This window comes from Mesorhizobium sp. M0910, assembly GCF_040319465.1.
Lineage (GTDB): Bacteria > Pseudomonadota > Alphaproteobacteria > Rhizobiales > Rhizobiaceae > Mesorhizobium.
The window spans coordinates 1-25,557 of sequence record NZ_JAMYNZ010000009.1 but is presented as its reverse complement, the minus strand read 5'-3'; the positions used below and the strand labels follow the sequence as shown (position 1 = coordinate 25,557).

Genomic DNA, 25,557 nt, shown 5'->3' with positions numbered 1-25,557 from the left:
TCGCAAAAAGCGCACGGCTGCTTTACCCTCCAGAAGCATGATTCGCCTCGACCCCGCCGCCGCCGTTCCCGTTCTCGAGCCGGTCGTCCCGGCCTGGGCGCTGGCCAACGGCGCTGTCGTCACCGACGCAGACGCCGCCTTCTGTGCCGGCGCCGCCTTGAGCGCGCTCGAGACGCTCGCGCGCACGCAAGCCGGCTGGGCCGGCGCCTGGCGCCAGCGGCTGGCGCTGAAATGCGCTGCCGCCAGCATGCGGCTGGCCGGGCGCGCGGAGGACGAGGCCGCCTTGCGCGACGCATGGCACCTGCGCACGCCAGGTGCCGCACCCGGACCCGCTGGCGCCATCCTTGGCGCCTGGCGGCAGTTGGCCGGGCAGCCGCCCGCCGCCAGCGCCGATCAGCTCGAAAAGGTCGTCGACCAGATGGGTCTCCATTGGGACGTCGAGGCGCTGGCCGCGGTTTGTGAACACATCGACGACCTGGCGCGCTCGGGGCGGCCGGCGCCGTTCGCCGCGGCGGCAATCGCCGCTCGCGTCGTCGCCATGCAGTCCGACTCCGAGCTTTTTGCCTGGTGGCTCGCCGACCTGGTGCTAGCGCAAAACCTGCGCTGGCCGCGCCCGCTGCCGCTGCTGATGGCACACGCTTTTGGCCCGGCGTTTCGGTCCAAGCCTGGCGGCGGCAAGCGGATCCGGCCAGGCGAAAAAGGGTTCGAGCGGGCAGTGTGCCTGGCGCTGGCGCAGGCGGCGGCGGACGCCTGCCGGTTGGCCGCCGAGCTGTCGCGGCGCGCGGAGCGGCTCATCGCCGTCGCACCGAAGCTCAGGGCAAAGGGGGCGGGCGATGTGATCCAAAGACTGCTCGACGACGACGCCCTCTCCGGATCGCTGACGACCAAAAGCCTGTCGCGGTTTGCGGCGCGGCGCCTGTTCGAGCGGCTGCAAAAGCTCGAGGCGGTGCGCGAGCTCACCGGCCGCGCCTCGTTCCGACTGTTTGGACTCTAGCGATGGCCGAAGCCTCCGCCCGCCGCAAGCCGAACGAACAGCCGGCCTTGCTCGACACCGAGCTCGAACATCTACCGGCCGAACTGCGCTGGCGCGAGTGGATGGGCCGCGTCGAAGCGGTTGTCTTTGCGGCCAGCGAACCAGTGCCGCGCGAGGTGCTGGCGCGGGTCGTCGGCAAGAACTGCAATCTTGAGCTGATCATCGACGACGTCCGCGCCGAGCTCGCCGGCCGCCCCTATGAGCTGGTCTCGGTCGCCGGCGGCTGGCAGCACCGGACCAGAAAGGTTTTTGGCGATGCCATTCGCGCAGCCTTCGGCAAGGCAGCGGGCGAGGAGACAAAAGAACTGCCGCAGGCGGAGGCGCTCGTGCTGATGTGCATTGCATACTTCCAGCCGATCACGCGTGGCGAGCTGTCTTCTTTCTTCGGCAAGGAGGTGTCGCGCGACCTGATCGGCGTGCTGCGCGCGCAGGATCTTATCGCTTCGGGTCCGCGCTCGCCGCAACCTGGCGCGCCCTATACTTATGTGACGACGAAAACTTTTCTGTCGCAGCTCGGGCTCGACACGCTGCGCCAGCTGCCGGATTTCGAGGCGCTTGAGGACGCAGGGCTGCTGTCGAAGGAGAAGCTGCTGGCCGGCGATATTCCAGCCGGGCTGGCGAGCGGGGAGGGCGACGGCGAGGACGATGTCGTTGGGGAGCAAGCGCCGTGACGGGGGGCGTGGTCGCGTTGCGATCCCAGAGACAGTCGATAGCTCAGGACCAGGACGACTGGTCGTGCGGCAACCGTTGATCGGGATCGTGAACCGCGACATGGTCGCCGTCGACAAGATTGGCCGGAAAGATCACGAGATTGGTGCCGCCGGCGTGACGCAGCGACGGAAACAGGATGCCGCGAAGTCCGGCGGTGATGACCAGATCCGCGAGCTTCCACGATGGCGGGATCTTCTTGTCGATGCGAGCGACCTGGCGCCAGGCACAATCCCACTCCTTCCACGGGCCATCCCAGATGTCCGGGTCGAAACCCTGCGAAAGGTCGGCTACCTCGGCGAGCGTGATCTTGTAAGCGGCAAGGGTGGCGGGCGGGGTGATGCTGGCTCCCTGCTTGTATTCATCAAGCGCCGTCTGGGTCGCACGCGACAGATAAAGTGCTTCGATGCCTGGCCGGTTGAAACGACCGCCGTCGATCGCTGCGCCTGCACCGCTGGTGGGCAGGAAAGCCCATTTGGGAGTCAGATAGCGATGGAAGATTTCGTCTGGACCGATGCGGGTGATCCTCACCCGCGCGCACCATTCTCGAGATCCCGGATAAAGGCCAGAACCGCCTCGACCTGGCCGCCCGCGACGAGCTCGGCTGCGGTACGATGGCCATAGTCGGCGATCGGTTCATTGCGGTACCAAAAGATCGCCTTGTTGACGTCGCCGGTGAGTTCCGTCGCCGCCGAGATCACTTTTACCATCTCGCGCATCCGGCCCTGCAGGCGCTCCGATGAGGGGTTGCGGAGCGTGTTGCGGTGGACACCGGTCAGCTGGGCCAAGTTGGCCACCTTCACGCCGAGCGCCTGCGACAGGCGCTTCGGCGAGATATAAGGCGTGCGCGGCTCCTGCAGGCTATCGACAAAGCCTGAAATCACCGTGGAATGTGCGAGCTGTGCGTGGGCCATGACAAATCTCCGACCTCTCATATGCACAATATATGCACATTCCGATGCATAGCAAGTGGACGGAGGCCCTACTCCTTCCCAGACTCCTTCCCAGACTACTTGCCTTCTTCATTCCGTAGCGTTTGTTCGCTAGCGGCGGCAATGCGCCGCATAGCGGCTGTAGAACCCCGTCCTGCCAACTACGAAAAGCATACGTTGCCGGCGACCACGCTTGAGGTTGCGAGCGCCTCATGTCAGCCGAACGTGACTGCACTGAAAGTCGCGGTTGCGCCCAATGTCGGCCGTAGAGATTGGCTTAGCCGCTGCCTGAAAGCAGACGTGGTCAGCGACAGGGCCGGACGTCTTGATAGCGCCAATTGTCGACGTTTGCAGTTATGCCAACAACGTCGCGTCTACTCGGCAAGCAGACTTACGGCCTTGCGGCATTTGGGAGTTCACTTGACGACCGAAAACTCGAACTGGTCCCCGCGGTAAACGGCCTTGTATTCGTCGTCGCGCCCCGGCGTCCTGAACACATTGCGAAAAATCGCCCCACAGCTTGTCAGTTCTATGGGAAAGGCGTTGCACAAGAAATCGCCTTGCACCCACGAGGTTCCTACGCGGCTCCTCTGGCCAACGGTCTCGCTGACGGCGCCGTCGACCGAGGTTGTGCGCTGCATCGGCAGGAACGTGGGCATTACCAATTTTCCGCGCGTTTCGTGCCCGAACATGAGAGACTTTATTTCCGCCCCTGTGAGCCGGTCCTTCGGATTCATGCCTGCCTTTGCCAATGCCGACAGCTCTGGCACACCTGCCTTGGTCAGCCCGGCCAAAAGGCGTTCGATATCGGCCGTATTCTTGAACACCATGTAATCCTGGGTCATCAACTGGCTCGGCCCCCTGTCCACCCGCCCAACAACCTTCCTAAGCGTTTCCAAAGCCGCCGCGGCCTGGTCTGTGCGCCCAAGATGCCCATAAGCCGAAATAAGGACCTGCAGGGCATAAAATTTCGCCCGTGGATCGGCCGATATAAGGTCCATCTTCTCGATAGAGCGAACCGCGTCCTCAAACTTCTCCTGGCCGAACTCGGCCAGTCCGGCTTGGTAGCGCCTGTAGTCCATCCACGAGTTTGGGTCGACGCGCGCAGCCGCATCGAGATAGCTAAGCACTTCCTTCGGCCTGCCGTTGAAATTCAGAGCATTGGCCAGCGAGAGATAATTCCAAGTATCGCTGGGATCGAGCGCCACCGACTTCAGAAGAACGGTAACTGCGTCGTCCGAGTCGTGCTCGCGGACCATCAACTCGGCGACGAGCTGATAGTAGCCCGGCGAAGGATCCCTGGCCGCCGCTTCCAGGGTTTCATAGATCTTGCCCTGGGCCACGTCCGTCGTAAGTCCCATTACTACGACCCGACCGACATCCGCGTCCCAGTAGGCCCAGGCGAGCTGGGCGTACGCCGCGCCGAAATCGGGGTCGAGTTGCACGGCTTGCTGGAAATACTTCACAGCCTGCGCAAACTCCTCGGGCGTGTTGATACGGTTGTAGATGTCCATCCCCTTGAGATAGGCCTCATAGGCCTCGGGATTACTGGTGCCTCCGGCCCGGGTAGCCGGCGCGCCGCTCACCAGGCGGAGCTGGAGCGCACCCGCGATGCTGCTGACAACGCTGTCCTGCAGCGCGAATACGTCTGCCCACCGGCCGTCGAAACGCTCCGCCCAGAGATGTCTGGAAGTCGAGCCATCGATCAGCTGCGCATTGATGCGCATGTCGTCGCCGACGCGGCGAATCGAGCCTTTCAGCAGGTACCGGACGCCCAATGCCGCCGCAATCTCCTTCGGGTCCTTGTCCTTGTAAGCGGAGGCCGCGTTGGGGGAGAAGACGAAAAGACCCGGCACACGCGCCAGTGCGGTCGTCAGATCCTCGGTGAAGCCGTTGGCGAGATATTCTTGTTCCTTGTCGTCGCTGAGATTGTCGAAGGGCAGGACGACTAGCGAGGGCCGGGTGTCGGCTGCCTCGCTGACGGTCGGAACGGCAAGCGGTGCAGGCCTCTCCCACGGCTGCCACCATGCTACTGCAAGGCCGAGAGCCAGGACGAGAATTCCCGCCGCGGCCGGAAAACGCCAGGCGCGCGGCTGGCGGCGAGCATGGAGGGTCTTGCCCGCTGCCGCGGAATCAAGCAACACGCGATACGCCTGAACGGGTTCGGCTATGTTTTTGACCCTCTGTTCGCCCATTGGCTCAAAGGCGAACGCCAGCTTCCTATCAACCTCCTTGGCCACTTTTCCCGAGATGCAGATGCCGCCCGATTCCGCCAACTGCTGAAGTCTGGCCGCGATGTTGACCCCATCGCCATACCGGTCGTCGCCGTCGACGATCACCTCGCCGAGGTTGATGCCGATCCGCACCACGATCTGTTCCACTGCGGGAAGCGAGGCGTTGCGCTCGGACAGTCCCCGCTGCAACGACACTGCACATTCGACGGCATCGACGACACTACCGAATTCGGCCAGCATCCCATCGCCCATCAGCTTGAAGATATGGCCGTGGTGGCGGGCAATTTCGGGCTCGAACAGTTCCTTGCGTCCGGCACGTAGTCGCTCAAATGTACCGGCCTCGTCGCGCTCCATCAGAGTCGAATAGCCTACTACATCTGCGGCTAGAATCGCGGCAAGCTTGCGGTCCATCGGTGGCCTGGCCCCAGCGGATCATAGTATTGGTTGTTCTGAAAGGAAACCGACCTCACCAGCAAATCCCTTCTCCCGCACGTTTGATGGACCGCTGATACGGCGAGGTGTAACCAATGTCGTAGTCACCACATTCGAGACATTAGCGCTTGCCTGCCGGAATGGCTCGTTTGGGTCAGGGCTTGCCGTTGAGCCGGCCGCCGGAACGGGCAACTAGCGCCAGAAGCGACCGTCTATGGGTTCGCCGCCAAATGGGGGCTTTGGGGTCAAAAGTTCGCGTTCGCGACAGGCCGGATCGCGCCCAATGTCGGCCGTTGAGCAGCCCAAAGCCGTAACCCAAAAGCGGACATTCGAGCGAACAGACGACATAACACGTTTGCGACATTTGTTGCCGTGTGGTTGCTGTTGATGGAAACGGCTGCTCCCACGAAACAGCAGTCCTCCAGAGACAACGAATATCTGGAGGCTGGTTGCTGCCACCATCCGGCGGCGTTGGTCGCCGCGAAAATCGCGCAGCGACACGCGCGCCCCGTCCTGCGATGTCAACGTGATGTCCTGAGCCAGTCCGATTGTCGGCAGGCGCTCGTCGTTCGGCGCGTCGTGCTCACTCGTCCGCGCTATGTTCAGCGCCAAGGCGAGAACTGCGTCTGCTAGGGTCTCAGGCCTTCAACTCGCGTTTGAGCTCGTTGAGGAAACGCCAGTCCGTTCCGTTGGCCAGGACTTGTTGCGGACTCGACTTGATCATGCCGGTCTCCTGCATGCGCAGTGCATAGAACCGCACGCTGTCCTCGGCGTCGAACACGCGCCACTTGTCATGCTGAGCACCGTTCAGCGTCCCAAGCGCTTCGTCATAGTTGGGCAGAAAGCCTCGATCGACGAGCTGCTGTGCCGCCAACGACGGATCAGAAGCGCACAGGTCGGCGGATTTGAGAATGGCGCGCAACACTCGCTTCGTCGCGACCGGGTATCTGCTCACATAGTCCGCATTACCGGCCACCATACAGCAAAAATATTGCGACCACGGGCGGTCGGTCCCGTTGTTGACGATCGTATGGCCGATCTTCCGGGCGTGCAGGATCTGCGGTTCGGGCGGACCAGCCATGTAGGCATCGACCTTGCCGTCGATGAACATTTGCATCGGGGCCTGTTCTCCCTCCACCCACTCGATATCGTGCACCGGATCAAGCCCGACATAGTTGGCCATGAGGGCCGTCAGGATGTGAGGATGCGACTCCACCGACCCTCCCCCGACGCGCTTGCCCCGCAGATCCCTGATGCTGCGGACGCTGTCGTTGCCGATCAGTTCGAAGCAGCCGGAATGCACGCCGATCAGCACTTTGACCGGCACGCCGGCGTCGATGGACCTAATGTGCATCGACGGCATGTTCATGTCGAAATCGATCAGGCCGGCGGAGAGCCACTTGGAATTGTCGACGTGGGTGTCGCCTTCGACATATTGGATATCGGTGAAACCGTCGGCGCGCAGAAGTTCTCCGGCGAGGTAGATGGACGCCCAACAGTAAGCGCCTCCGACCCACTGCCCCAAGCGGACGGTTGTCGTTTCCAAAGCAGGCTCCCCGGCCGCACTGGATGGGCGAACATTGAGGAGCCCGGCACCGCCGATCGCCGACAGGCCGGCCAGGAATGCGCGACGATTCTGAATTAGCTTCATCGGGACGCTCCTTTGGCAAACTGATCGCCCCTAGGAATCAAGCAAATGACCCCAGTAGAGGACGGACAATGCGTGAGCGCGCCGAGTAATCGCGAGTTGGAGCACGCCCTGTAAAGGCGGGAGTCTTGTCGTTCTTCAGTCGCTGGCCAAGAACGCTTTCAGCCAACGATTAACGACCATACGCCTTGTCAACGTTCGTGGCGAGGGCAATGCTCTCAGCCAGGGCCAAGCCCTTTACGGAACCCTCGTACCTTCCAGGGCGCTGACAAAACGGATCGTCGGGTAGTTGCCAAAAGGCGCCTTCTCGAACCAATTCGAGACGTTCGAGTTCATCCCACGTGACGACTGGATCGGGTCCAAAGTTCGCGTTCACAGAAGTCTAGCTTGCGCCATGAACGGACGCTGCACATCCGCTACGGCCATCTTGTCCAGGCGCTGTTCACAGGTTGGGCTGGACTTCCGGAAACTCCTGTCGCGCCTTGTGGCGACCGGGCTTGAAAGAAGCCAACCAGGTATCTGTAACGTGCCTTGCGAGCTGACGGAAGTTTCCCCGAGCGAGGCGAATAGGGAGCAACGGCCATGGAGCTCAAAGGCCGTCCGATCGCTGATCGGTCTAGCTGCCCGCATCATTGTATGGCCCATTCAGCGCAGGAGGCGATCTATCTCATTAGGCACAGTGATCCCTAGCTTGGCCGACCGATCCACCGCACAATTTCATAGGCAGGCATCGGTCGGCGAAAGCCCTTCAGCGTCAGTTCGCCAACGGCGACGGACTCAACCAGGGATTCGACGGCACCAACGACCCGCTGGCTGACGAGAATCTGGCGTGGCCTGGCTTCCTCGCATAATCGGGCGGCGTGGTTCGACACTGTGCCTATCACTGCATAATCGGCGCGCTGATCGAAACCGATCCGCCCGATGGTTGCATGGCCTCGGGCGATGCCGATTCCGAAGCCGAGCAAGTGATCGCGCTTGCGCCATTGCTCTGAATGCTCGTCAATCGCATCACGCATCGCCGCAGCCATGCGGACGGCTCTCTCCGTATGGTCGGCGCAGGGCAGTGGATCGTTGAAAACGACGACGATGCCGTCGCCCACGAATCGCTCAAGAGTTCCCTCGTAGCGGACGATTTGTTCACCAAGACAGGCGTGGTATTCGCCAAGAACCGCCATCACCTCCTCAGGTTCGGCAGTCTCGGCGAAGGCTGTAAAGCCGCGTAGATCGCAGAAAACGACGGTCACCTCGCGACGGTGACTTTGCAGAAGCGTGTCGCCATTTCCCGCCGCAAGGATGAGGTCGGCGACCTGCGCGGGCAGGAAACGCCGGAGCCGGCCCATTCGCTCGATCTCGATCACCTGCTCCGCCAGGGTCTGCTCGAGCGAGCGGTTCCAATCGGAAAGCTGCACGGCTTGGCTTGCGACGGTATCGTGAAGCGCCTTCTGGCGCAGCATCGAGCGCACCCGCGCCAACAGCGCCTGGTGCTCGAAGGGCTTTGTCAAATAGTCATCGCCCCCGGCGTCCAGCCCCTCGACCACATCGCGCGTGTCGGCTTTTGCGGTGACAAGAATGACCGGGATCGATCGCAGCGAGAGATCCTGCTTGAGCAGGCGAACCACGCTGATACCGTCCAGCTTCGGCATCATGATGTCGAGCAGGATCAGATCCGGCGTGAGTTCGCGAGCTTTTGCCAACCCCTCTTCACCATCGGCGGCGGTCGCCACTTCGTAGCCATTCGCCTCGAGCCGCATACGCAGAATCTCAAGGTTCTCCGGGGTATCGTCGACCGCGAGAATGCGAGGCGGATCGTGCAAGGCACTGTCTCCCCTCAGGAAAAGAACTGACGAATCTCGGCGAGCAGCTGGCGCGGACTGAATGGCTTGGCAATGTAGCCATCGCACCCAGCAGCAAGGGCTTTCGCCTCGTCGCCCGACAGCGCGTAGGAGGTGACCGCGATAATCGGAATGTGCCGCAGCGCCGGGTCGGCCTTGATGCGGCGGGTCGCTTCATACCCGTCGATCACCGGCAGCTGAATGTCCATAAGGATCAGGTCTGGCCTGTGCGCTCCCGCTGCAGCGATGCCGGCGGCGCCGTCCGCCGCCTCGATCAGTTCGTATTCGGTGGTGGCAATGAGATCGCGGATGATCTGGCGGTTGTCCTCGGTGTCTTCCACCATAAGGATTCGTTTGCTCATGCCGCCCTCACGTCCTCATTCACCCAGATTGGTACCTTGAGACGGAATGTCGACCCTGACCCGATCACGGACTCGACGTCTATGGTTCCGCCATGCATTTCGACGATGCGCTTCGAGATCGCCAGGCCAAGACCTGTGCCACCCTTCTGCCTGGTGCTGCTGTTGTCGACCTGCTGGAATTCTTCGAAGATGAGAGCCTGGTCCTTGGACGCGATGCCGGGACCGGTGTCTCGGACGGTGATCTCGAAGTGCCCGTCGACCGCATCGGCAAGAATGTCGACCGCACCCGTTTCGGTGAACTTGACGGCATTGCCTGCAAGATTGAGCAGGACCTGCATCAAACGGCGTTCGTCCCCGCGGCCGATTGGAAGGTTCTCGGCAACAGTCGTTGAAAGCTCAAGACCCTTCGCTCGTGCCAGCGGCTCGACAGCCGTAACGGTCGATCGAACAATCTGCGCGACGGAGTAGTCCTCGATCGCCAGCGTGAGCTGGCCGGCTTCGATCTTGGAAAGGTCGAGTACGTCGTTGATGAGCCCAAGGAGGTGACGGCCGTTTGCCTGCACGCGCGCGACGGTCGTCTTCGCCTTGTCCGGGAGTTCGCCGTAGATGCCATCGACCAGCAGTTCTGTGAAGCCCAAGACTGAATTGAGCGGTGTCCTGAGCTCGTGGCTCATATTCGCGAGGAACTGGGACTTGTGGCGGCTAGCTGCCTCCAGCTCCCGGCCTTTCTCCTCGATCTCGCGGAACAGCTTGGCATTCTGGATCGCGAGCACCGATTGGGCTGCGAAGGTCTCCAGCAGATGGACAACTTGCTCATGGAAGACCCCTGGCTTGTGGCGCCTGACGACCAGTGCACCGACGATCTTGTTGGGCCTCAGCAGCGGAACGATCAGGATACCGCGATATCCGGCTTCGACGATCGTCTTTCTTACAAGGAAGGATGAGGTCTCCTCGCTGAGGTCGGGAAACTGCACCGGCATGCAGCGCTCGGGTGCGTCGCCGATCCCCATGTCGGCCAGCCCGATCGTCTGGTGTGAGACTGCAGCGATAAGCTCATCACTCATACCGAAGTTCGCGCGCGGACGGAATTGCTGCCGCGTGCTGCTGAACACGTAGATGGTGCCAGCATCCGTCTCCGACAACTGGACCGCCTTGGCGACGATCGTTTTCAGCACGGTGTCGAGATCCAGCGTCGAATTGACCGCCTTGCTCACCTCACCAAGCGCCTCGAGCTCACCAACAGACGCGGCAAGCTCGCGCGTCCGTGACTGCACCGCCTCGAAGAGCCGCGCATTCTCGATGGCGATCACGGCTTGGTCGGCGAATGTCTCGACGAGCGCGATCTCCTTGGGATTGAAAGGTTGCGGCTCAACCCTCGTCATGACGAATACGCCAACGAGATCACCTTCCCGCAACAGCGGGGCAGCGAGGACGGTGCGGAATCCGCCTGCCTCAGCGATCAAGACAACGCGGTAGTCCGGATCAGCGGTCACGTCTTCGATTTGCACGATCCGCCGTTCTTCGATTACGCGCCCTACGGCGGAGCCTCGGCCTGCGGCAAGCTCTGGAAGTGGATTGGCGTCGACATAAGCACGGAAGCTGGGCGGGTAGCCATGCGTCGACACATAGCGGAATACGCCATCAAGCAACTGCACGATACCACCCTTGTCGGCACGGCAGAGCCTGACAGCCGATTCCACCAACGTATCGAGCACGACCTGCAGATCGAAGGTAGAGCGGCTGATGACCTTCAGAACGTCTGCAGTGGCTGTCTGCTGCTGAAGGGCCTCGTCGAGCTGCTGGGTGCGCGTCTCAATCTCCTGATACAGGCGCCCCAGCTGGTCGGAGGTCTGGTTGACGTTAGTGGCGAGCACTCCAAGTTCGTCGCGATTGGCGACGGCAACCTGTTGGGCGAAGTCGCCGGCCGCTATCTGACTGAGACGCGTCTCGATCTTCTTGACCGGTTCGATCAACGACCAGGAGATGATGTAGCCAAGCGCAAGCGCGAGCAGGATGCTGCCCACAGCAAAAGCGACCACGATCAGTCGAGAGGTGCCGTACGCCCCCTCGCTCGCTTCGATGGCCGCCACCATGTCGGCTTCGGCCATGTTGACCAGCTGGTTCGTCAGTCGCTCGAGGCGGTCGGCCGACGGCATGATCTCATCCAGCTGAACCTTGCGCGCCTCCGCCGTGCGACCGGCGCGGAAGAGCTCCGCGACATGCGTCACGCCGGCCGCAAGCCGTTCGTACTCCTGTCGGACCTGGCCCAGCACCTCCGCCTCAGTTTCAGCGACGAACTCCATGCGGTCGAGGTCATAGCCAAACTGGTTGAGCTGGCGCAGCGCCCCATCCAGCATCCGGTTGTCCTGAAGCAACAGGGCGGTGGAGATGCCGTAGAGCTGGGTGGTCGTATCGTGCTGCACCTGGCGATAGGCCGCGATCCTGCGCTGCAGCTTGATCAGCTCGTTTGTTTGATCATTGACCCCACTCAGCACCTGCAACCCGACGGCCCCGAGCACGATCAACAGGCCGACGATCGACAGGAACGCGATCAAGAGCTTGGTCTGGACGCGCGCCGGCAGCCGGGCAACCCAGCCGACGAGCCAGTTCGTTATGTTACTTGGATTCGTCCAAGAGGCTGACAAGGTCATCCCGGAACTCCTCTAGGTCGAACCGGACGCCGAGATACTGTACGCGCAAGATGCCGTCCGGGTCCACGAGCGACGTCAGCAAGGTATGGTCGACATCTCCGTTCGCCGCCTTCTTCGCGATGACCCCGTATTTCCGTCCAACCTCATGGACAACCGCCGGATCACCGGTAAGAAACGACCAGCCTCTCAGATCGGCGCCAAAATTCTGCGCATATGCCTTCAAAACATCGGGCGTATCGCGCTCCGGGTCGACGGTGATCGAAACGAAGACAATCTTCGATCCGAACGTCGAGCCCAGCTTCTCCTGCACGCTGGCCATATGAGCGGTCAGCATCGGGCAGACGTCGGTACAGTACGTATAGATGAATGCAACGGCGACCACCTTGCCACGAAAGTCGTGCAGCGACACAGGTTCGCCATCCTGCGATACCAGGCTGAAGTCGGGCGCCGGTCCAATCGTCGGCAGGCGCTCGTCGTGCGGCGCGTCGTGCGCGTGTGCCGGCCCGGCCATCAGCGCCAGCACCAAGATGCGCGCCGGCCACTCGCTCACGTTTTCATCTCGCGCTTGATCTCGTTGAAGAGACGCCAATCCGTGCCGTTGGCGATAATCTTGTTAGGGCCGGCCTCGATGAAGCCGACTTCGTTCATCCGCAGCGCGTAGAAGCGCATTGTGTCTTCGGGATCGAACTCCCGCCACACGTCGTAGCGCGCTTCGCGCAAGCCCTCCAATGCATAGTCGTATTGATCGGTGAACTTGCCCTCGACCGATAGTTGCGCAGCCAGTTGCGGATCCGACACGCAGATGTCGGCGCCCTTGAGGATCGCTCGCAGCACGCGTTTGGTCGCCACGGGGTGTCTGTCGACATAGTCCGCGCGGCCGGCAAGCATGCAGCAGTAGTGTTGCGACCATGGCCGGTCGACGGTCGTATTAAGGATTGTGTGGCCGACGTTCCGGGCGCGCTGCTCCTGCGGCTCGGGTGGCACCGCCAGAAAGGCATCGACCTTTCCTTCGTTAAATAGTTGCATCGAGCTGACGTCCGGGTTCGCGACCCACTTGAGATCGGTGGCGGGATCGAGACCGACATAGGCGGCCATGAGGGTTACGAGCATGTGCGGAGCTGAGGTCAGCGCGAACACGCCCACCCTCTTGCCCTTGAGGTCGGAGATGCTGTTAATGCTTTCGTTGACGATCAGTTCGAGGCAGCCGGAGTGCAGGCCGGTGACCACCTTTATCGGCATGCCGGCCTCGATCGCCATGATGTGCGGTGGCGGAAAGTCGGTGGCGAAATCCAGTTCGCCGTTTGCGAGCATCGCGAACGGATCGGAGTCGGCGGCCAAGTCTATGTAGCGTACATCGGTGAACCCTTCGGCCCGCAATAACTCCCCGGCGATATTCTTGGGTGCTTCGCAAAGGGCGCGGAACGTCCTTGGCAAACGCACTGTCGTGGTCTCTGGCGCCGGCTCGGCATGAGCCGATGTCGGCACTTTGACGAGACCCGCGGCGCCGACCGCCGACAGGCCCATCATGAAGTGGCGGCGGCTCTGGACAATCTCCATGTCACGTCTCCTCTCCCTCGGCACGAGCAGACTCAGCCTTTCATCTCGCGCTTGACCTCGTTGAAAAAGCGCCAATCCGTGCCGTTCGCGATGATCTCGTTTGGGCTCGACTTGACAATCCCGGCTTCATGCAGCCGCAGCGAGAAGAACCTCATCGTGTCCTCGGGATCGAAGTCGCGCCAGTTAGAGTATGGGAGCTCGCGGAGCGACTGCAAAGCGTAGTCGTATTGTTCGGTGTGTCCGCGATCCACCAGAAGGCGTGCCACCCGTTCCGGTTCAGCCGCGCAGATGTCGGCCGATTTGATGATCGCCCGGATGACCCGCTTGGTGGCGGCTGGATTTTTCTCGGCATACGCGGCGTTGACCGCTAGCATGCAGCAGTAATATTGCGACCACGGCCGGTCCTTGGAACTGTCGAGGATGACGTGGCCGACTTTGCGGGCGCGGAGGTCTTGAGCCTCAGGCGGAAAGGCCAGGAAGGCGTCGACCTTGCCATCGGCGAAGAGCTCCGCCGGCTTTGCCTCGCCGACGATCCATTCGATGTCGCGTTGCGGATCGAGGCCGACATAGGTCGCCATGGCGCTGACGAAGATATGTGGATCCGACGATAGATTGCCGCCGACGCCGACCTTGCGGCCCTTGAGATCCGCGATGCTCTTGATGTCCTCGCGTCCGAACAACTCGTAGCAGCCGACATGCACTCCGGAGATCACCTTGATCGGGGCGCCAGTGTCGACCGGAATGATTAGGGCCGTGGCAAAGTCAATGCCGAAGTCGATGTCGCCGCGCGCCAGCATCTCGGTCTGGGCGATACCGGCCTCGGCGGCCACGAAGCCGAAATCTGAGAACCCCTCTGCGCGGATCAGATCCTCGGCGACGTACTGCGGAGCGATGCAGATACCAGGCGCCGCCGCAAAGCGGGCGGTCGTGGTTTCAGGTGCCGCTTCGGCGGCGGCCGCGTTGCGGCCGTTGGCAAGGCCTGCTGCAGCGAGCGCAGACAAGCCTGTGAGGAAACGGCGACGGTTCTGGACAATCTGCACGAGTCTCTCCTTCCCTTGAAAAGGCAACGCGTATCGGCGATAGGTCTACGTCTTCAGCTCTCGCTTTAGCTCGTTGAGGAAGCGCCAGTCTGTTCCGTTGGCGATGATCCTGTCGGGTGTGGACCCGATCAAACCGATTTCCTTCAGCCGCAGCGCATAGAAGCGGACGGTGTCAGTTGAATCGTAGTCCCGCCATTTCCGGTAGGGCAACTCGCTGATCGCTGCGAACGCGTCATCGTAGCGGCTGGCGAATCCGCCCGCGACCAAGCGCTCGGCAACCAAGGCCGGCGCGGCGGTGCATAGATCCGCGGCCTTGAGGATGGCGCGCAGCACCCGCTTGGTAGCAACCGGATGCGCGGCCACAAAATCGCTGTTGCCGGACAGCATGCAGCAAAAATATTGCGACCAAGGTCGGTCCACTGTGCTGTTGACGATCACGTGCCCGACCTTGCTGCGCCGCAATTCCTGCGGGTCCGGCGGAAAGCCCAGGAATGCATCGATTTCGCCCCGCGCGAACAGCTCCTTGGGCTTGACCGCCGGGTCCACCACCCAGTTGATGTCGCGCGCCGGATCGAGCCCGACATAGGCGGCGATGCTGGCGAGGAACAGATGCGGCCCCGAACCGAGCCCCTGGACGCCGACGTTCCGGCCTTTCAGATCGACGACGCTGTCGATCCCGTGCTTGGCAAACAGCTCGAAGCAACCGGGATGGACGCCGCCGAGCAGAGTGAGCCGCGCACCGGAGTCCAAGGCGACGATCGAATTTGTCACGAAGTTGAGGCTAAAGTCGATCTCGCCATTCGCCACCGCGGAGGCCGTGGCCGCACCGGGGCCTGCCGCGACATAGGCAACCTCGGTGAAGCCCTCAGCGCGCAGCAGGTCCTCTACAACATACTGTGGCGCCACGCAGATGCTAGGGATCTTGGCCAAGCGAATGCGTGTGGTCTCCGGCCCTGGCTCGGCAAGAACTCGAGTTGGAGTGCCGACGAGGCTTGCGGTGCCGGCAGCCGTCAGGCCGGCCAGGAAGCGCCTGCGGCTCTGAATGATTTGCATGTCTACGTCTCCCCTCGAGACCAGATGGGATCAGGTTTTCAGCTCACGCTTCAACTCGTCGAGGAAGCGCCAGTCCGTTCCGTTGGCGATAATTTGTTGCGGGCTCGACTTGATCATGCCCGTCTCCTGCATGCGCAGTGTGTAGAACCGCAGGGAGTCTTCGGGATCGAATTCCCGCCAGCGGTCGTACCGAATGTCCTTCAGAGTTTGGAGCGCGTAGTCATAGCTGGTCTCGAAATCGCGATCGACCATCTGCTGGGCCACACTTTCGGGATCCGACACGCAGAGGTCGGCGGCCTTGAGGATGGATCGCAAGACCCGCTTGGTCGCCACCGGGTATCTTGTCACATAGTCCGTCGTGGCCGAAATCATGCAGCAGAAATACTGTGACCACGGGCGGTCGACGGCATTGTTGAGGATCGTGTGGCCGATCTTCTTGGCGCGCAGCTCCTGCGGCTGGGGCGGCGTCCCCAGGAATGCGTCGATCTTCCCTTCGACGAAGAGTTCCGTCGGCTTGACGTCGTTAGTCAAGACCCATTGGATATCGTTCACTGGATCGAGTCCGACATAGGCGGACATGAGGGACAGCCACACGTGCCGCGAGTTGTTGAAACCGTTCACGCCCACTCTCTTGCCCCGCAGATCCGTGACGCTGCGAATGCTCTCCTTGGCGATCAGTTCGAGGCATCCCGAGTGCAACCCGGTCAGCACCTTGATCGGCACGCCGGCGGCGATCGACGCGACCTGGTTCGGCGCAAAGTTCACGGAGAAATCGGTCTCACCGCGTGCGATCCATACCGATTGGTTGACGCTTCTGTCGCCTTCTATGTAGCGGACATCGGTAAGACCCTCGGCGCGCATCAGTTCTCCGGCGATGTACGCACCTGCCCAACAGTAGGAACTACCGACCCACAGCGGCAGACGAACCGTGGTCGTTTCCAACGGCGGTTCCGCGTGGAGTGACCCTGGAACACCGACGATACCGGCAGCGCCTGCCATTGCAGCGCCGGCTAGGAACCGGCGGCGGGTTTGGATGATCTGCATCAGAACGCTCCTCTTCCGATTGGCAAAAGCAATACTGGCCGGAACCGAGGAAAAGAGGTTTCAGCAGAGGCAGATGGTCTGGTGAGCGCGACGAGTAGTTGTGGAACCTAGCGCGCCTAGTCCGATGCGAGAGTCTTGCGCTCTCAGTCGCCGGCTCATTTATTAGCAACAGACGATATGCCACGATACGCCCAATTTGCGTAGGTAGCGAGCGCAAAACTTGCTACGCCGAACGTCCCGCCAGCGCCTCGCTGTCATGGAGACTGTTTACGGGGTTGCGAATGGCCAGTTCAAGTTTGCTGCGGCCGGACCCACCCGCTGAACGTCCGCTATCGTTCTTCGGACGCCAAAAGCCGCCATTCCGCTGTTCGGCCCAAAATCTGCCTAACCGCAAAGCGCCCAACCTCGGTCGTTTGTTGCGGCCCTGCACGCCCCCTGAAAGCGGACATCGCTGGTGCCGACGCCATGAGCGGTGCTGCGCCATGACCCGATATTGCAAATCGAGCTTAGGCTCTTGTCGTCAGGGTAGAAAGCTGGTCAGTGTCGTAACGGTTCCGCAAGTCTGCAAGCGCTTTCGGATCCGGAGAGCCGTGCGCAGCGAGCCTGGCAAGCTCTTCAAAATAGTGCTCGTGTCCGGGCGGCCGGCTCTTCGCCGACATTGGTGATGTTGTGCGGAACGCCCGGTGGAATGAACAGGCAGGTGCCCGGGGTCGCGCGGATCGTCTTGTCCCCAACATGCCAGACGCATTCGCCCTCAAGCACGTAGAAGGTTTCTCCTGTACGCGATGAACATGGAACCCGGTTGCGAAGCCAGCAGGGATCGTCCAGTCGAACATGCTCGTGTGTTTCGTATCGTTGCCGGTGACAAGGAACGCCATCGGAGAGCCACGCAACCTGACTCCATTGTTCTCGCCGGGCATGCGAATGACGGGAGCGACGCTCATCTGATCCTCCATTGGCTGGGTGCTACTCCGCTAGCACGTGGACAAGATGCGCTCCCCGTTTCCGCGAGTCGTGAAGCCGTTCCGAAATCGTTGCGAAAAATTCACAGACGATATCTTCTTTGGGAATGGCGACAATCCTCGCGTTTGGTCCATTTCGCCTCGACACCGATGCTGGAATTCTATTCCACGGCGTAGAGCCGACGTCGCTCGGACAGCGGGCGCTCGCGCTGCTTGCGCTGCTTGTGGAACGGGCGGGCGCACCGGTTCCGAAGGCAGTTCTGATCGAGGCGGCGTGGCCCGGACATGCCATTGAGGACAGCAACCTGACGGTCCAGATCGCGGCAGTTCGGCGGCTCTTTGAGGAACTGGCGGCTGGCGCATGCTGGATCGAAACGCTGCCGCGACGCGGCTATCGCTATGTGGGGCCGGCGGTCACAGCCGGTAACCGTGATCCGACACCCGGGGGCGCAGCAACGGCAACGCTGACATTGCCGGACAAACCGTCTGTCGCGGTTTTGCCATTTTCGAACCTAAGCGGCGATCCGGAGCAGGACTATTTCGCCGACGGGATGGTTGACGATATCATCACCGGCCTGGCGCGCATCAAGTGGCTGCTCGTCATCGCGCGAAATTCGACGTTTACCTACAAGGGTCGTGCCGTGGACGTGAAGCAGATCGGCCGCGAGCTTGGCGTACGATATGTGCTCGAAGGCAGCGTGCGGAGAGCCTGCGGCCACGTGCGCATGTCCGGCCAGATGATCGATGCATCGACCGGCGCTCATGTGTGGGCCGAGCGGTATGACCGCAGCTCTGACGATATCTTCGGGCTTCAGGATGCGATCGCCATGTCGGCTATCGGCGCAATCGCACCGAGTCTGCGGCGTGCAGAAATCGAGAGGGTCAAGCGCAGGCGCTCCGACAATCTCGATGCTTACGACCTTGTGCTGCGGGCCCAACTCGACGTTGATTCCGGCATGCCTGAGCGAGTGAGGCGAGCGCTCGTGCTGCTCGAACGTGCCATCGAACTCGATCCGGCTTACGCGCAAGGCATGCCGTCCCTTGCTGTCATCATGTGCTACTCGTAGATCCGCCTCTTGCGCCTGCCAGCGCTGGATGCGCCGCGCGGCAGTCTTTCCCGGCATGAACCAGCTTTTGCGCTCGTAACTCCACCTGGCGCGCGGAAATGCCTGGCGAAACCGCTCAACCGCCGCGCGATCGTACGGAAAGCGCGCTTCGGCTCAAGGAGCTGGCTGCGGTGCAGCAGGGGCGTCGGATTTTTCCATCAGATTGCGAAGCACAGCACTGCTCGCAAACAACGCGGTGCAGCTCATTCGGGTCCAAGAACACCAGAACGTATGGTCAGAGCCGCAAGGGGCAGCCAAGGAGGCGATCGGTGAAACTGCTCAACGAGCTAGCGTGGCGAAACCTTCGCCGCGCCAGACCGTTTATTCTGCTCCAGGAGAGGTCCATTCATGCCCAGACGAGATGCAAAAAACCCAGCGGCCAGACGGCCAACGAGCCCTCGTTCGCGTCCCCTGAAAGGCGAGGAGACGGAAGTGAACCACATCGTCGAAACGCAAAGTGTATCGCCAGCCCAGGCGCGAGAGCTTGTGCGGCGCCACGGAAACGATTGGCGTAAGATCGATGAAGCCGCCAAGTCTTATAAGGACGACAGCTAAGCACTTCCAAGCCGGGGGAAAGGGAGCTTTGTCACGGCAATCCGCGGAGTTGCAAATTGAGCGGATCGGCTTGAGGCGACGAATGACCACTATCGCAACGTTCATGGTCAGCCACTATATTCCCGGCCGGATGCCGCCATGTCCAGAACTCTGATTGTCAATGGTCTGATTATAGTTGCCATAGGCCTATTGTGGTCCTGGTTGTCGCGGGTCGGTCCGGGCAGATTGCCCGGTGACATCGTGATCCAACGTGAGAACTTCACGTTTTACGCTCCGATCGGCACTGGGATTCTGATCAGCATCGTGCTTTCGTTTGTTCTATGGCTACTCAACCGATAGCGAGGACGGCGAGCCCACGTCGCCGGAGGAAAGAACGACGTGGGCCGATCGGAGCTATCCGATCTGGCAGCAAAAATATGAGGGAAAGAGTTTGCTGCGTGGCAGAACTTTCCCTACGCGCCGGTGTTCCATCGCGTGAGTGAAAAAGCCCGCCGCACAGTTTGATGCGGCGGGCCGATCAAGCGCTGTTGCACCCGGCGGGGGCTCGGGTTGGGCATGCCCGGTGCGCGCGGATCACAGGGATTTAGATGCATCAGCTGCAATACGTCCACCAACCGACGGTTGGACAACACGAGGCTTGATTCCGAGCTCTTTCTCTCAGTGCCGAAGGGACAAGATAGTTGCAGGAACTCAGCCTTGGCGCGGCACGTTGCAAGTCGTTGATCATCGCAAAGGATGTATCCAATGGCGAAAGACATATCTCGCGAGGAAGAGCAACGCGGCACCGAAAAAGTTCTCTTCTGGGGCGCTGCGATCGCTCTTGTCCTTTTTGTGTCTCTGCTGACCATCGCCCTCGTCGGGACGTCCTGATCTTTTTAGACAGCAGGATTGGACCGGCGGGCGCGAGGTCTTGTGAGCTTAGGGGCGGATGCCGCGCTGCTGCACCAGCGCGAGCAGGGCCAATTCCACTTCGTCGAGCCGCGTCGGACGCGCGTTTTCCGGCATCCCCTCGGCCGTCGCGAGATCGACCAGATACTCGTTCCACGCCCAGTTTCGCACGATGGCGCGTTTCTCGTCGGCTGCCAGACGAGGATCGACGACCACGTCCATCGGCGATGCATAAAACGCCTCCTCGTCCGTCAGCGCCGGTCCATAATGTGGCGCCTGCGAAACCCCGCCGTACGCCGGCCTGCAGCCGCTTGTCCGCATCGGAAGATTCGACACTGAACTTTTTGGCCGCCGGGCTTCCTTGAACCGCGTAGGCAAGCCCCTGCCGTTCGGCATAGTCGATGGCCGCCTGAGCCGTCGGAAAATCGAGCTCCACCTGGGTCAGCGTGTCACCACTTCCGGTGTAGCCCATCAGCGGTTCAATGACCGGCGCAGTACGCCGCTCGAGCACCAGCCGCCAGACCTTCGGCCGCGCACGGCCGGAGGTCATGACTGAGCGGCAAGGCTTGTAGATCCGTGCGACCGCATCACTCGGGAACTCGGATCTGCCGAACAGCGGCGCTCGCCCGCGGTTGTCGTTTGCCAGTTCGAGATTTTCTACGACTGGTGTGACTTCTCTTTCTTGCTTCTGCATCACTCATCCCTCCCATTTTGGCGAAGGATGCGCCGGAGGCAGCGGCCTGCCGCCTCCGACTTGCTCCATGCGTCAGTGGGTGATCGGGATGCGCTTCACCTTCGACTGCGCGTTCGGGTTCTTCGGCAGCGTCAGGGTCAGGACGCCATTGGCAAAGGACGCCTTGACCTTGTCGTCCTCGACCTCGTAGCCAAGGGGTATGCGCCGCTCGAAGCGACCATAGAAGCGCTCGGAGTAGTCCTTCTCGTCGGTCTCCGACTGCTTTTCGCCACGCAGGGTCAGCACGTCTTCGTCGAGCAGAACTTCGATGTCCTTCTCTTCCATGCCGGGGACCTCGGCGGTGACGCGAAGCTCATTATCCGACTCCGAGATCTCCACCTTCGGCCAGCCGCTATCGAAAGGCGAAAGCTGCCCCGCAGCAGGCAAGCGCGTCTCGAAGCTCCTCAACATATCGTCAAAGAGCCGGTTTACCTCGCGGTGAAGCGAAAGGAACGGGTCGCCACCGCTATAGATGCTCGGGGCCTGGTTGTTGTTGCGGCCCCACGGGATAAGGTCACGCATGTTCATTGTCATTCACCTCCACGTTCAACCGCGCGGCACCGGACGATTGCCGGTGCCTGTCGCTTCTGGTTCACGCTGACTTCAGGCTGCGTTCTTTTCGGCCTCGATCTGCCGCGGTGCTGCCTTTGCCGTGCTGCCGGCGATGGCGATCCGGCGCGGCTTCATCTCTTCGGGAAGCTCGCGCTTGAGATCGATGTTCAGCAGCCCATTGTCCAGGCTGGCGCCAACGACCTTCACATGGTCGGCCAGTTCGAACCGACGCTCGAAGCCGAGCCCGGCTATGCCGCGATAGAGATACTGGCCGTCATCGTCGCCAGATTGCGACCCGCTCACAACCAGCAGGTTAGGTTGATGAGTGATGGTTAGCTGATCCTGCGAGAAGCCGGCGACCGCCATGGTGATGCGATAGGCGTCCTCACCAGCCTTGGCGATGTCATAGGGCGGCCAATTGTCTATCGCAGTGACACGGCTCGCATTTTCCAGCATGTTGAAAATGCGGTCGAAGCCGATGCTGGACCGGAACAGAGGGGTAAAATCGAGGTTTGTCCTCATAGCCACATCCTCCTTTGAGCAACATGGATACAAGGAGACGCCAAGAGAGCCTTGACGCCTCCTGGACCTGCGCCGGCCCCATCTGGCGACCGGCGATTAGTTATTTAGAACAGTGCCTTACGCGTTCAAGGGGCTATAGGAAAATTTTCAGCCAGACGAATGGTCGCGACGAATGGTCGCTAAGAACACGTCTATCCCGCCCGCCGGCCAATCCTCGCCGGCGGGCGGATGCCTCGGATGCAGAGAGTGGCCGCGTTCAACTCAAAGTCGATCGACGGATGCTGTAAAACCGGTGACCGCGATACTTTCGATTTCACGACCGCGACCGGCGCCGGGAAGCTTCTCCAATTGATCCAATTGGCGCAACGCGTCCATGATGGCATCGAAGCTGACCGGTTCGGTTGCGCCCGGCGGCATGCGCAGCGCCGGCACCGATTCCACTGCACAGGCATCCGATGCCCAGGACGAAAGGATTGCACGCTTCTCCTGGAAGTCCAGCATCACGTCGGTCAGCACGTTCTCAGGTCGCTCGAAATGCCGTGCCGGATGGAGCAACCGGTCAAGGAAAACATCAGGGCCCTCGGGCCCGATTGGGGGAAAACTCGTCGAAATGGCTCCTTCCATCGATGGTCCTCCGCTTTGAATAGTCTCCTTTGTTGATGTCATCTTTGGTGGCTCTCGCGATTTCCACCAGCTGAAAATTTTGGAGAGTTTCGACCAAATTTCAATGGCCCGACAAGGCCAAATCCTCGCAGTTCAGCCCACCATCAACATTTTTTCGAACCGGTGAAACAATCGGCGTGAATGTCAGTTCTTGCGTCTGGGAAAAGTCGCGCGGCAGCGCCAGGGCGGTCGGGCAGGAGAATCAGTCATGTCTTACATTTCCAGGAAGCGACTGAGCATGGGCCTCGTCGCAGGAATCTTGATGCTCTCGGCTGGCGGCTTTGCTCCGGTTTCAGCACAGGAAATCCCGAACGACTTCAGCGCAATCGTGCGTCAGAAGCTGCCGGCCGTGGTCGCGATCACGACGAGGCAGATCATCCAGGACCAAACGATGCTCGACGATTTTCTCAACCCCTTCGACAGCCGCGGGCCTGCCCAGCCGCAGGTGCGAGAAGCTCTTGGCTCCGGCTTCGTGGTCAGTCCGGAGGGCTACATCGTCACCAACAATCATGTCGTGGCCGACTCCACCGAAATCCACGTCGTATTCTCCGATAAGGAGACTTCGCCCGCGCGACTTGTGGGCCGCGATCCAGCAACCGACATCGCGGTGCTGAAGGTCGATCCACGCCCCAACATGACGACCACCGCCTGGGGTGACTCTGACGCAATGCAGCCGGGTGCCTGGACGATCGCGATTGGCAGTCCCTTCGGGCTCGGGGGAACCGTGACCGTCGGCGTTCTTTCCGCCCGCTCGCGCGACATCCAAGCCGGCCCTTACGACGATTTCCTCCAGACAGACGCCTCGATCAATAGAGGCAATTCGGGCGGCCCCCTGTTTAACGCGCGCGGCGAAGTGATCGGGGTCAATACGGCCATCGTCTCTCCGTTTGGCGGCAGCATAGGCATCGGTTTCGCCGTGCCGTCCCGAACCGCACGGAGCGTCGCCGATCAGCTGATCCGCACCGGCCGGATCGAGCGCGGGTTCATCGGAGTGCGTCTCCAGGAGGTGACGCCGTCGCTTGCCCAGGCGCTTGGCATATCGAGCACCAAGGGAGCGCTGGTCGCCTCGGTCGAGCCCGGCAGTCCGGCAGACAAGGCCGGCTTGCAATCGGGGGATGTGATCACCCGGTTCAACGGCAAGGAGGTTCAGGGCGTCCATGACTTGACGCTGGCGGCAGCTAACGAAAAGCCGGGGTCGAAAGCCACGCTGACAAGGAACCGCGGCGGCTCCCAGCAGGAGGTGGAACTGACCCTCGGTCAACGCAAGGACGAGGAGGTACAGACCGGTGCCGTTCCGAGTCCGGAAGCGGCGGACCAACGCCTCGGGCTGTCGCTCAGCCCCATTCCGGACGAAGCGCGCCAGCAACTGGGTCTGCAGCCGGGTACCACCGGGGTGGCGCCGAATAGCCCCGCCGCCGAGAACGGCCTTCGACCTGGCGACGTGATTGTCTCGGCCAACAACCGGGATGTGGCACAGCCGTCAGATATCCAGGAGGAGTGGGCAAGATCCCGGCAGCAGCACAAGCCCATTCTGTTGCGCATAAACAGGCAAGGACAATCGCTCTTCATTGCCCTAGCTGCTTCCTGACGTAGCGTGCGTCGAAACCAAAAATGTGACAAAGTTTCCGTTCCGTATCCGAAAGAACGGAATCAGGTCGCCGGGGCCCAAACATCACTTCAGCCGCCTCCTCCCATCTCGCGCGCGGCAAAAAGCAGCCAGCCGGCCGTGGCTCCCATCACCGTCCGCACTTGAGCAGCTCGTGCCGAGCCCGTGTCAATTTTGACGCACTCCGTTCCTGCATAGCGTGACAGAAGACCTTCGCCGCGTTGGCGATGATGAAGACCGGCCTTGCCGGAACCGCGCAGCGAGCGCCCTTCCCGAAGACGCCATATGACCACATCTCGCACGGTCATTGTTGAGACGGCAGCGTCAAAGTTCGCCGCATCAGTTGCAACGAGTTCTGGAAAATCAGGCCGGACTTGAGGCCAGCGAATGATAACGTCAGGTCGGCTCGCCGTGTTCTGCATCGCTCGTTGTCGATGGGTGGCGATCATAATCGACGGGCGGTGACAACATAACTTCGGCCTCGGCTCTGCCGAATTCCCTGCCGATTTGGAATGCCGCTGAAAGCTGTCTCATGAACCGGAGGGCGGCACGTATTTTGGAGGCATCGTTGGATCTTCCCGCTTTCATTTAGTCGACAATAGCTGGTCCGCTTGGAACGGCAGTCCGTCACCGTTCAAAAGCCACCCGTCGAGGCGGCCTTTTCATTAGGAGCCCCTCCACATGACCAAACCCACCCCAACGCGCCGCGGCGCCAACACCGACGTGCGTGCGACCGTGAAGCGGCAGCACCTGCAGGTTCAACACTGGCTTTCGCAGGCGATGCCGTCTTTGTCGCGGTCTAGCTTGCGGCCCCAAGAGCAGTTGGCTAGGTACCAACTTGCTTCATCGCACGAGCTGATTTGGGAACAGGTGCGCCGCGGCTCGCATGAATAGCCGCTTTGTGCGACCTGATGGCGGTTGATTAAGCCAAGCGGCTGGTTAGAAAGCGGCCGGTTGTCGGCATGCGCTAGACGCCACACCCAAGGCGCCTGAAAAGTTCCGGCCCACAGACCGAGCTTTGCCGCCTCTGCCTTCGCCTGCTGCCCCGCATAGGCGCCGTGGCTGTAGAGGGGCCAGTCCAGTGCCAAGCCCTGCTCGACAAGCCAGCGCTGAACGCTACGACCGTCCGCCCGATCGCAGTTCCCGACAAGACGCCCGTACCGATCACGATCGACAAAACTGCAATGCAGCGGTCGCGAAGCTGCCAGGAACTTGTCCAAGGCTTGGGCAGTGCGGCGCCCGCATGGGTAGTCAAAGCCCTTGGCGTCGTCGCAGTGCTGACGGCTCTCGGGCGCGTCGATGCCATTGAAACGAATCCTTTGGCCTGCAATCTCTACTGTGTGCGGCGCGGCGATCAGGATGAGATTCAGCGTCAATCAAGATGAGACTCGGCGCAGGTGGTGTGACGCAGTGAGGGCGTAGCCCGAACGGAGTTACACCACCT

The 25,557-nt window shown here is 61.3% G+C and carries 26 protein-coding genes and 2 pseudogenes; 7 read left to right on the top strand and 21 right to left on the bottom strand.

Annotation, left to right across the window (positions count from 1 at the left end):
- The first annotated feature begins 37 nt into the window (after positions 1–37).
- On the top strand, positions 38–994 hold the full coding sequence (locus NKH78_RS22310) for a DUF1403 family protein (protein WP_352517314.1): 957 nt from the start codon (positions 38–40) through the stop codon (positions 992–994).
- A 2-nt stretch (positions 995–996) separates the two neighbouring features.
- Complete coding sequence (scpB, locus tag NKH78_RS22305; RefSeq protein WP_352517315.1) at positions 997–1,704, top strand: SMC-Scp complex subunit ScpB; 708 nt, start codon at positions 997–999, stop codon at positions 1,702–1,704.
- Between the two features lie 43 nt (positions 1,705–1,747).
- Here scpB and NKH78_RS22300 read toward each other — a convergent pair whose 3' ends face one another.
- From NKH78_RS22300 to NKH78_RS22235, 14 genes and pseudogenes are all read right to left on the bottom strand, one after another.
- Positions 1,748–2,272, bottom strand: coding sequence for an RES family NAD+ phosphorylase (locus NKH78_RS22300; RefSeq protein WP_352517316.1), 525 nt, complete (start codon positions 2,270–2,272; stop codon positions 1,748–1,750).
- Entirely contained in the window at positions 2,269–2,655 is a 387-nt protein-coding gene (locus NKH78_RS22295; protein ID WP_023680933.1) for a hypothetical protein, read from the bottom strand. The genes NKH78_RS22300 and NKH78_RS22295 overlap by 4 nt, the downstream gene beginning before the upstream one ends.
- Positions 2,656–3,089: 434 nt before the next feature.
- The gene (locus NKH78_RS22290; RefSeq protein WP_352508227.1) at positions 3,090–5,318 is read right to left on the bottom strand and encodes an adenylate/guanylate cyclase domain-containing protein; all 2,229 of its coding nucleotides are present in this window, start codon (positions 5,316–5,318) and stop codon (positions 3,090–3,092) included.
- 213 nt (positions 5,319–5,531) lie between these two features.
- Positions 5,532–5,951 (bottom strand): hypothetical protein, encoded by a 420-nt coding sequence (locus NKH78_RS22285; RefSeq protein ID WP_352508226.1) that lies wholly within the window; start codon positions 5,949–5,951, stop codon positions 5,532–5,534.
- Between the two features lie 25 nt (positions 5,952–5,976).
- Positions 5,977–6,990, bottom strand: a complete 1,014-nt coding sequence (locus tag NKH78_RS22280; protein WP_352508225.1) for an ABC transporter substrate-binding protein — start codon at positions 6,988–6,990, stop codon at positions 5,977–5,979.
- 683 nt (positions 6,991–7,673) lie between these two features.
- On the bottom strand, positions 7,674–8,801 hold the full coding sequence (locus tag NKH78_RS22275; RefSeq protein ID WP_352508239.1) for an adenylate/guanylate cyclase domain-containing protein: 1,128 nt from the start codon (positions 8,799–8,801) through the stop codon (positions 7,674–7,676).
- A gap of 14 nt (positions 8,802–8,815) precedes the next feature.
- Positions 8,816–9,181: a response regulator gene (locus tag NKH78_RS22270; protein WP_352508224.1), complete on the bottom strand. Its 366-nt coding sequence runs from the start codon at positions 9,179–9,181 to the stop codon at positions 8,816–8,818.
- Complete coding sequence (locus NKH78_RS22265; RefSeq protein WP_352884003.1) at positions 9,178–11,736, bottom strand: GAF domain-containing protein; 2,559 nt, start codon at positions 11,734–11,736, stop codon at positions 9,178–9,180. The genes NKH78_RS22270 and NKH78_RS22265 overlap by 4 nt, the downstream gene beginning before the upstream one ends.
- A 61-nt stretch (positions 11,737–11,797) precedes the next feature.
- On the bottom strand, positions 11,798–12,355 hold the full coding sequence (locus NKH78_RS22260) for an SCO family protein (protein WP_352508238.1): 558 nt from the start codon (positions 12,353–12,355) through the stop codon (positions 11,798–11,800).
- 23 nt (positions 12,356–12,378) lie between these two features.
- Positions 12,379–13,389 (bottom strand): ABC transporter substrate-binding protein, encoded by a 1,011-nt coding sequence (locus NKH78_RS22255; RefSeq protein ID WP_352508221.1) that lies wholly within the window; start codon positions 13,387–13,389, stop codon positions 12,379–12,381.
- Between the two features lie 32 nt (positions 13,390–13,421).
- The gene (locus NKH78_RS22250; protein WP_352508220.1) at positions 13,422–14,429 is read right to left on the bottom strand and encodes an ABC transporter substrate-binding protein; all 1,008 of its coding nucleotides are present in this window, start codon (positions 14,427–14,429) and stop codon (positions 13,422–13,424) included.
- A 45-nt stretch (positions 14,430–14,474) separates the two neighbouring features.
- Positions 14,475–15,482: an ABC transporter substrate-binding protein gene (locus tag NKH78_RS22245; RefSeq protein ID WP_352508219.1), complete on the bottom strand. Its 1,008-nt coding sequence runs from the start codon at positions 15,480–15,482 to the stop codon at positions 14,475–14,477.
- A 30-nt stretch (positions 15,483–15,512) separates the two neighbouring features.
- Entirely contained in the window at positions 15,513–16,526 is a 1,014-nt protein-coding gene (locus NKH78_RS22240; RefSeq protein ID WP_352508218.1) for an ABC transporter substrate-binding protein, read from the bottom strand.
- Between the two features lie 506 nt (positions 16,527–17,032).
- Positions 17,033–17,470: pseudogene (locus NKH78_RS22235) on the bottom strand (cupin domain-containing protein).
- A 125-nt stretch (positions 17,471–17,595) separates the two neighbouring features.
- Here NKH78_RS22235 and NKH78_RS22230 point away from each other — a divergent pair.
- The 4 genes from NKH78_RS22230 to NKH78_RS22210 all read left to right on the top strand — a co-directional run bounded on the left by NKH78_RS22230 (position 17,596) and on the right by NKH78_RS22210 (position 20,019).
- The gene (locus tag NKH78_RS22230; RefSeq protein WP_352508216.1) at positions 17,596–18,555 is read left to right on the top strand and encodes a winged helix-turn-helix domain-containing protein; all 960 of its coding nucleotides are present in this window, start codon (positions 17,596–17,598) and stop codon (positions 18,553–18,555) included.
- 471 nt (positions 18,556–19,026) lie between these two features.
- Positions 19,027–19,149, top strand: coding sequence for a hypothetical protein (locus tag NKH78_RS22220; protein WP_292654615.1), 123 nt, complete (start codon positions 19,027–19,029; stop codon positions 19,147–19,149).
- Between the two features lie 138 nt (positions 19,150–19,287).
- Positions 19,288–19,488 carry a DUF2905 domain-containing protein gene (locus NKH78_RS22215; RefSeq protein ID WP_352508215.1) on the top strand — a complete coding sequence of 67 codons (201 nt, stop codon included), beginning with the start codon at positions 19,288–19,290 and terminating at the stop codon, positions 19,486–19,488.
- 405 nt (positions 19,489–19,893) lie between these two features.
- On the top strand, positions 19,894–20,019 hold the full coding sequence (locus tag NKH78_RS22210) for a hypothetical protein (RefSeq protein ID WP_023722793.1): 126 nt from the start codon (positions 19,894–19,896) through the stop codon (positions 20,017–20,019).
- Between the two features lie 48 nt (positions 20,020–20,067).
- On the opposite strand, the gene NKH78_RS22205 is transcribed toward NKH78_RS22210, so the two are convergent.
- The 5 genes and pseudogenes from NKH78_RS22205 to NKH78_RS22185 all read right to left on the bottom strand — a co-directional run bounded on the left by NKH78_RS22205 (position 20,068) and on the right by NKH78_RS22185 (position 22,468).
- Positions 20,068–20,259, bottom strand: coding sequence for a hypothetical protein (locus tag NKH78_RS22205; protein ID WP_352508214.1), 192 nt, complete (start codon positions 20,257–20,259; stop codon positions 20,068–20,070).
- A gap of 175 nt (positions 20,260–20,434) precedes the next feature.
- Positions 20,435–20,587, bottom strand: a pseudogene (locus tag NKH78_RS22200) (NADH dehydrogenase ubiquinone Fe-S protein 4); the annotation flags it as partial.
- Between the two features lie 216 nt (positions 20,588–20,803).
- Complete coding sequence (locus NKH78_RS22195; protein ID WP_352517318.1) at positions 20,804–21,298, bottom strand: Hsp20/alpha crystallin family protein; 495 nt, start codon at positions 21,296–21,298, stop codon at positions 20,804–20,806.
- 75 nt (positions 21,299–21,373) lie between these two features.
- Positions 21,374–21,844, bottom strand: coding sequence for an Hsp20 family protein (locus NKH78_RS22190; RefSeq protein WP_352508213.1), 471 nt, complete (start codon positions 21,842–21,844; stop codon positions 21,374–21,376).
- A 261-nt stretch (positions 21,845–22,105) separates the two neighbouring features.
- The gene (locus NKH78_RS22185) at positions 22,106–22,468 is read right to left on the bottom strand and encodes a hypothetical protein (protein WP_352508211.1); all 363 of its coding nucleotides are present in this window, start codon (positions 22,466–22,468) and stop codon (positions 22,106–22,108) included.
- Positions 22,469–22,745: 277 nt separating this feature from the next.
- Here NKH78_RS22185 and NKH78_RS22180 point away from each other — a divergent pair, with 277 nt between their 5' ends.
- Positions 22,746–24,095 carry a Do family serine endopeptidase gene (locus NKH78_RS22180; RefSeq protein WP_352883997.1) on the top strand — a complete coding sequence of 450 codons (1,350 nt, stop codon included), beginning with the start codon at positions 22,746–22,748 and terminating at the stop codon, positions 24,093–24,095.
- Positions 24,096–24,184: 89 nt separating this feature from the next.
- On the opposite strand, the gene NKH78_RS22175 is transcribed toward NKH78_RS22180, so the two are convergent.
- Both NKH78_RS22175 and NKH78_RS22170 read right to left on the bottom strand, forming a co-directional pair.
- Complete coding sequence (locus tag NKH78_RS22175; RefSeq protein WP_352508209.1) at positions 24,185–24,535, bottom strand: hypothetical protein; 351 nt, start codon at positions 24,533–24,535, stop codon at positions 24,185–24,187.
- A gap of 336 nt (positions 24,536–24,871) precedes the next feature.
- On the bottom strand, positions 24,872–25,489 hold the full coding sequence (locus tag NKH78_RS22170; RefSeq protein WP_352883994.1) for a thermonuclease family protein: 618 nt from the start codon (positions 25,487–25,489) through the stop codon (positions 24,872–24,874).
- Between the last annotated feature and the right edge of the window lie 68 nt (positions 25,490–25,557).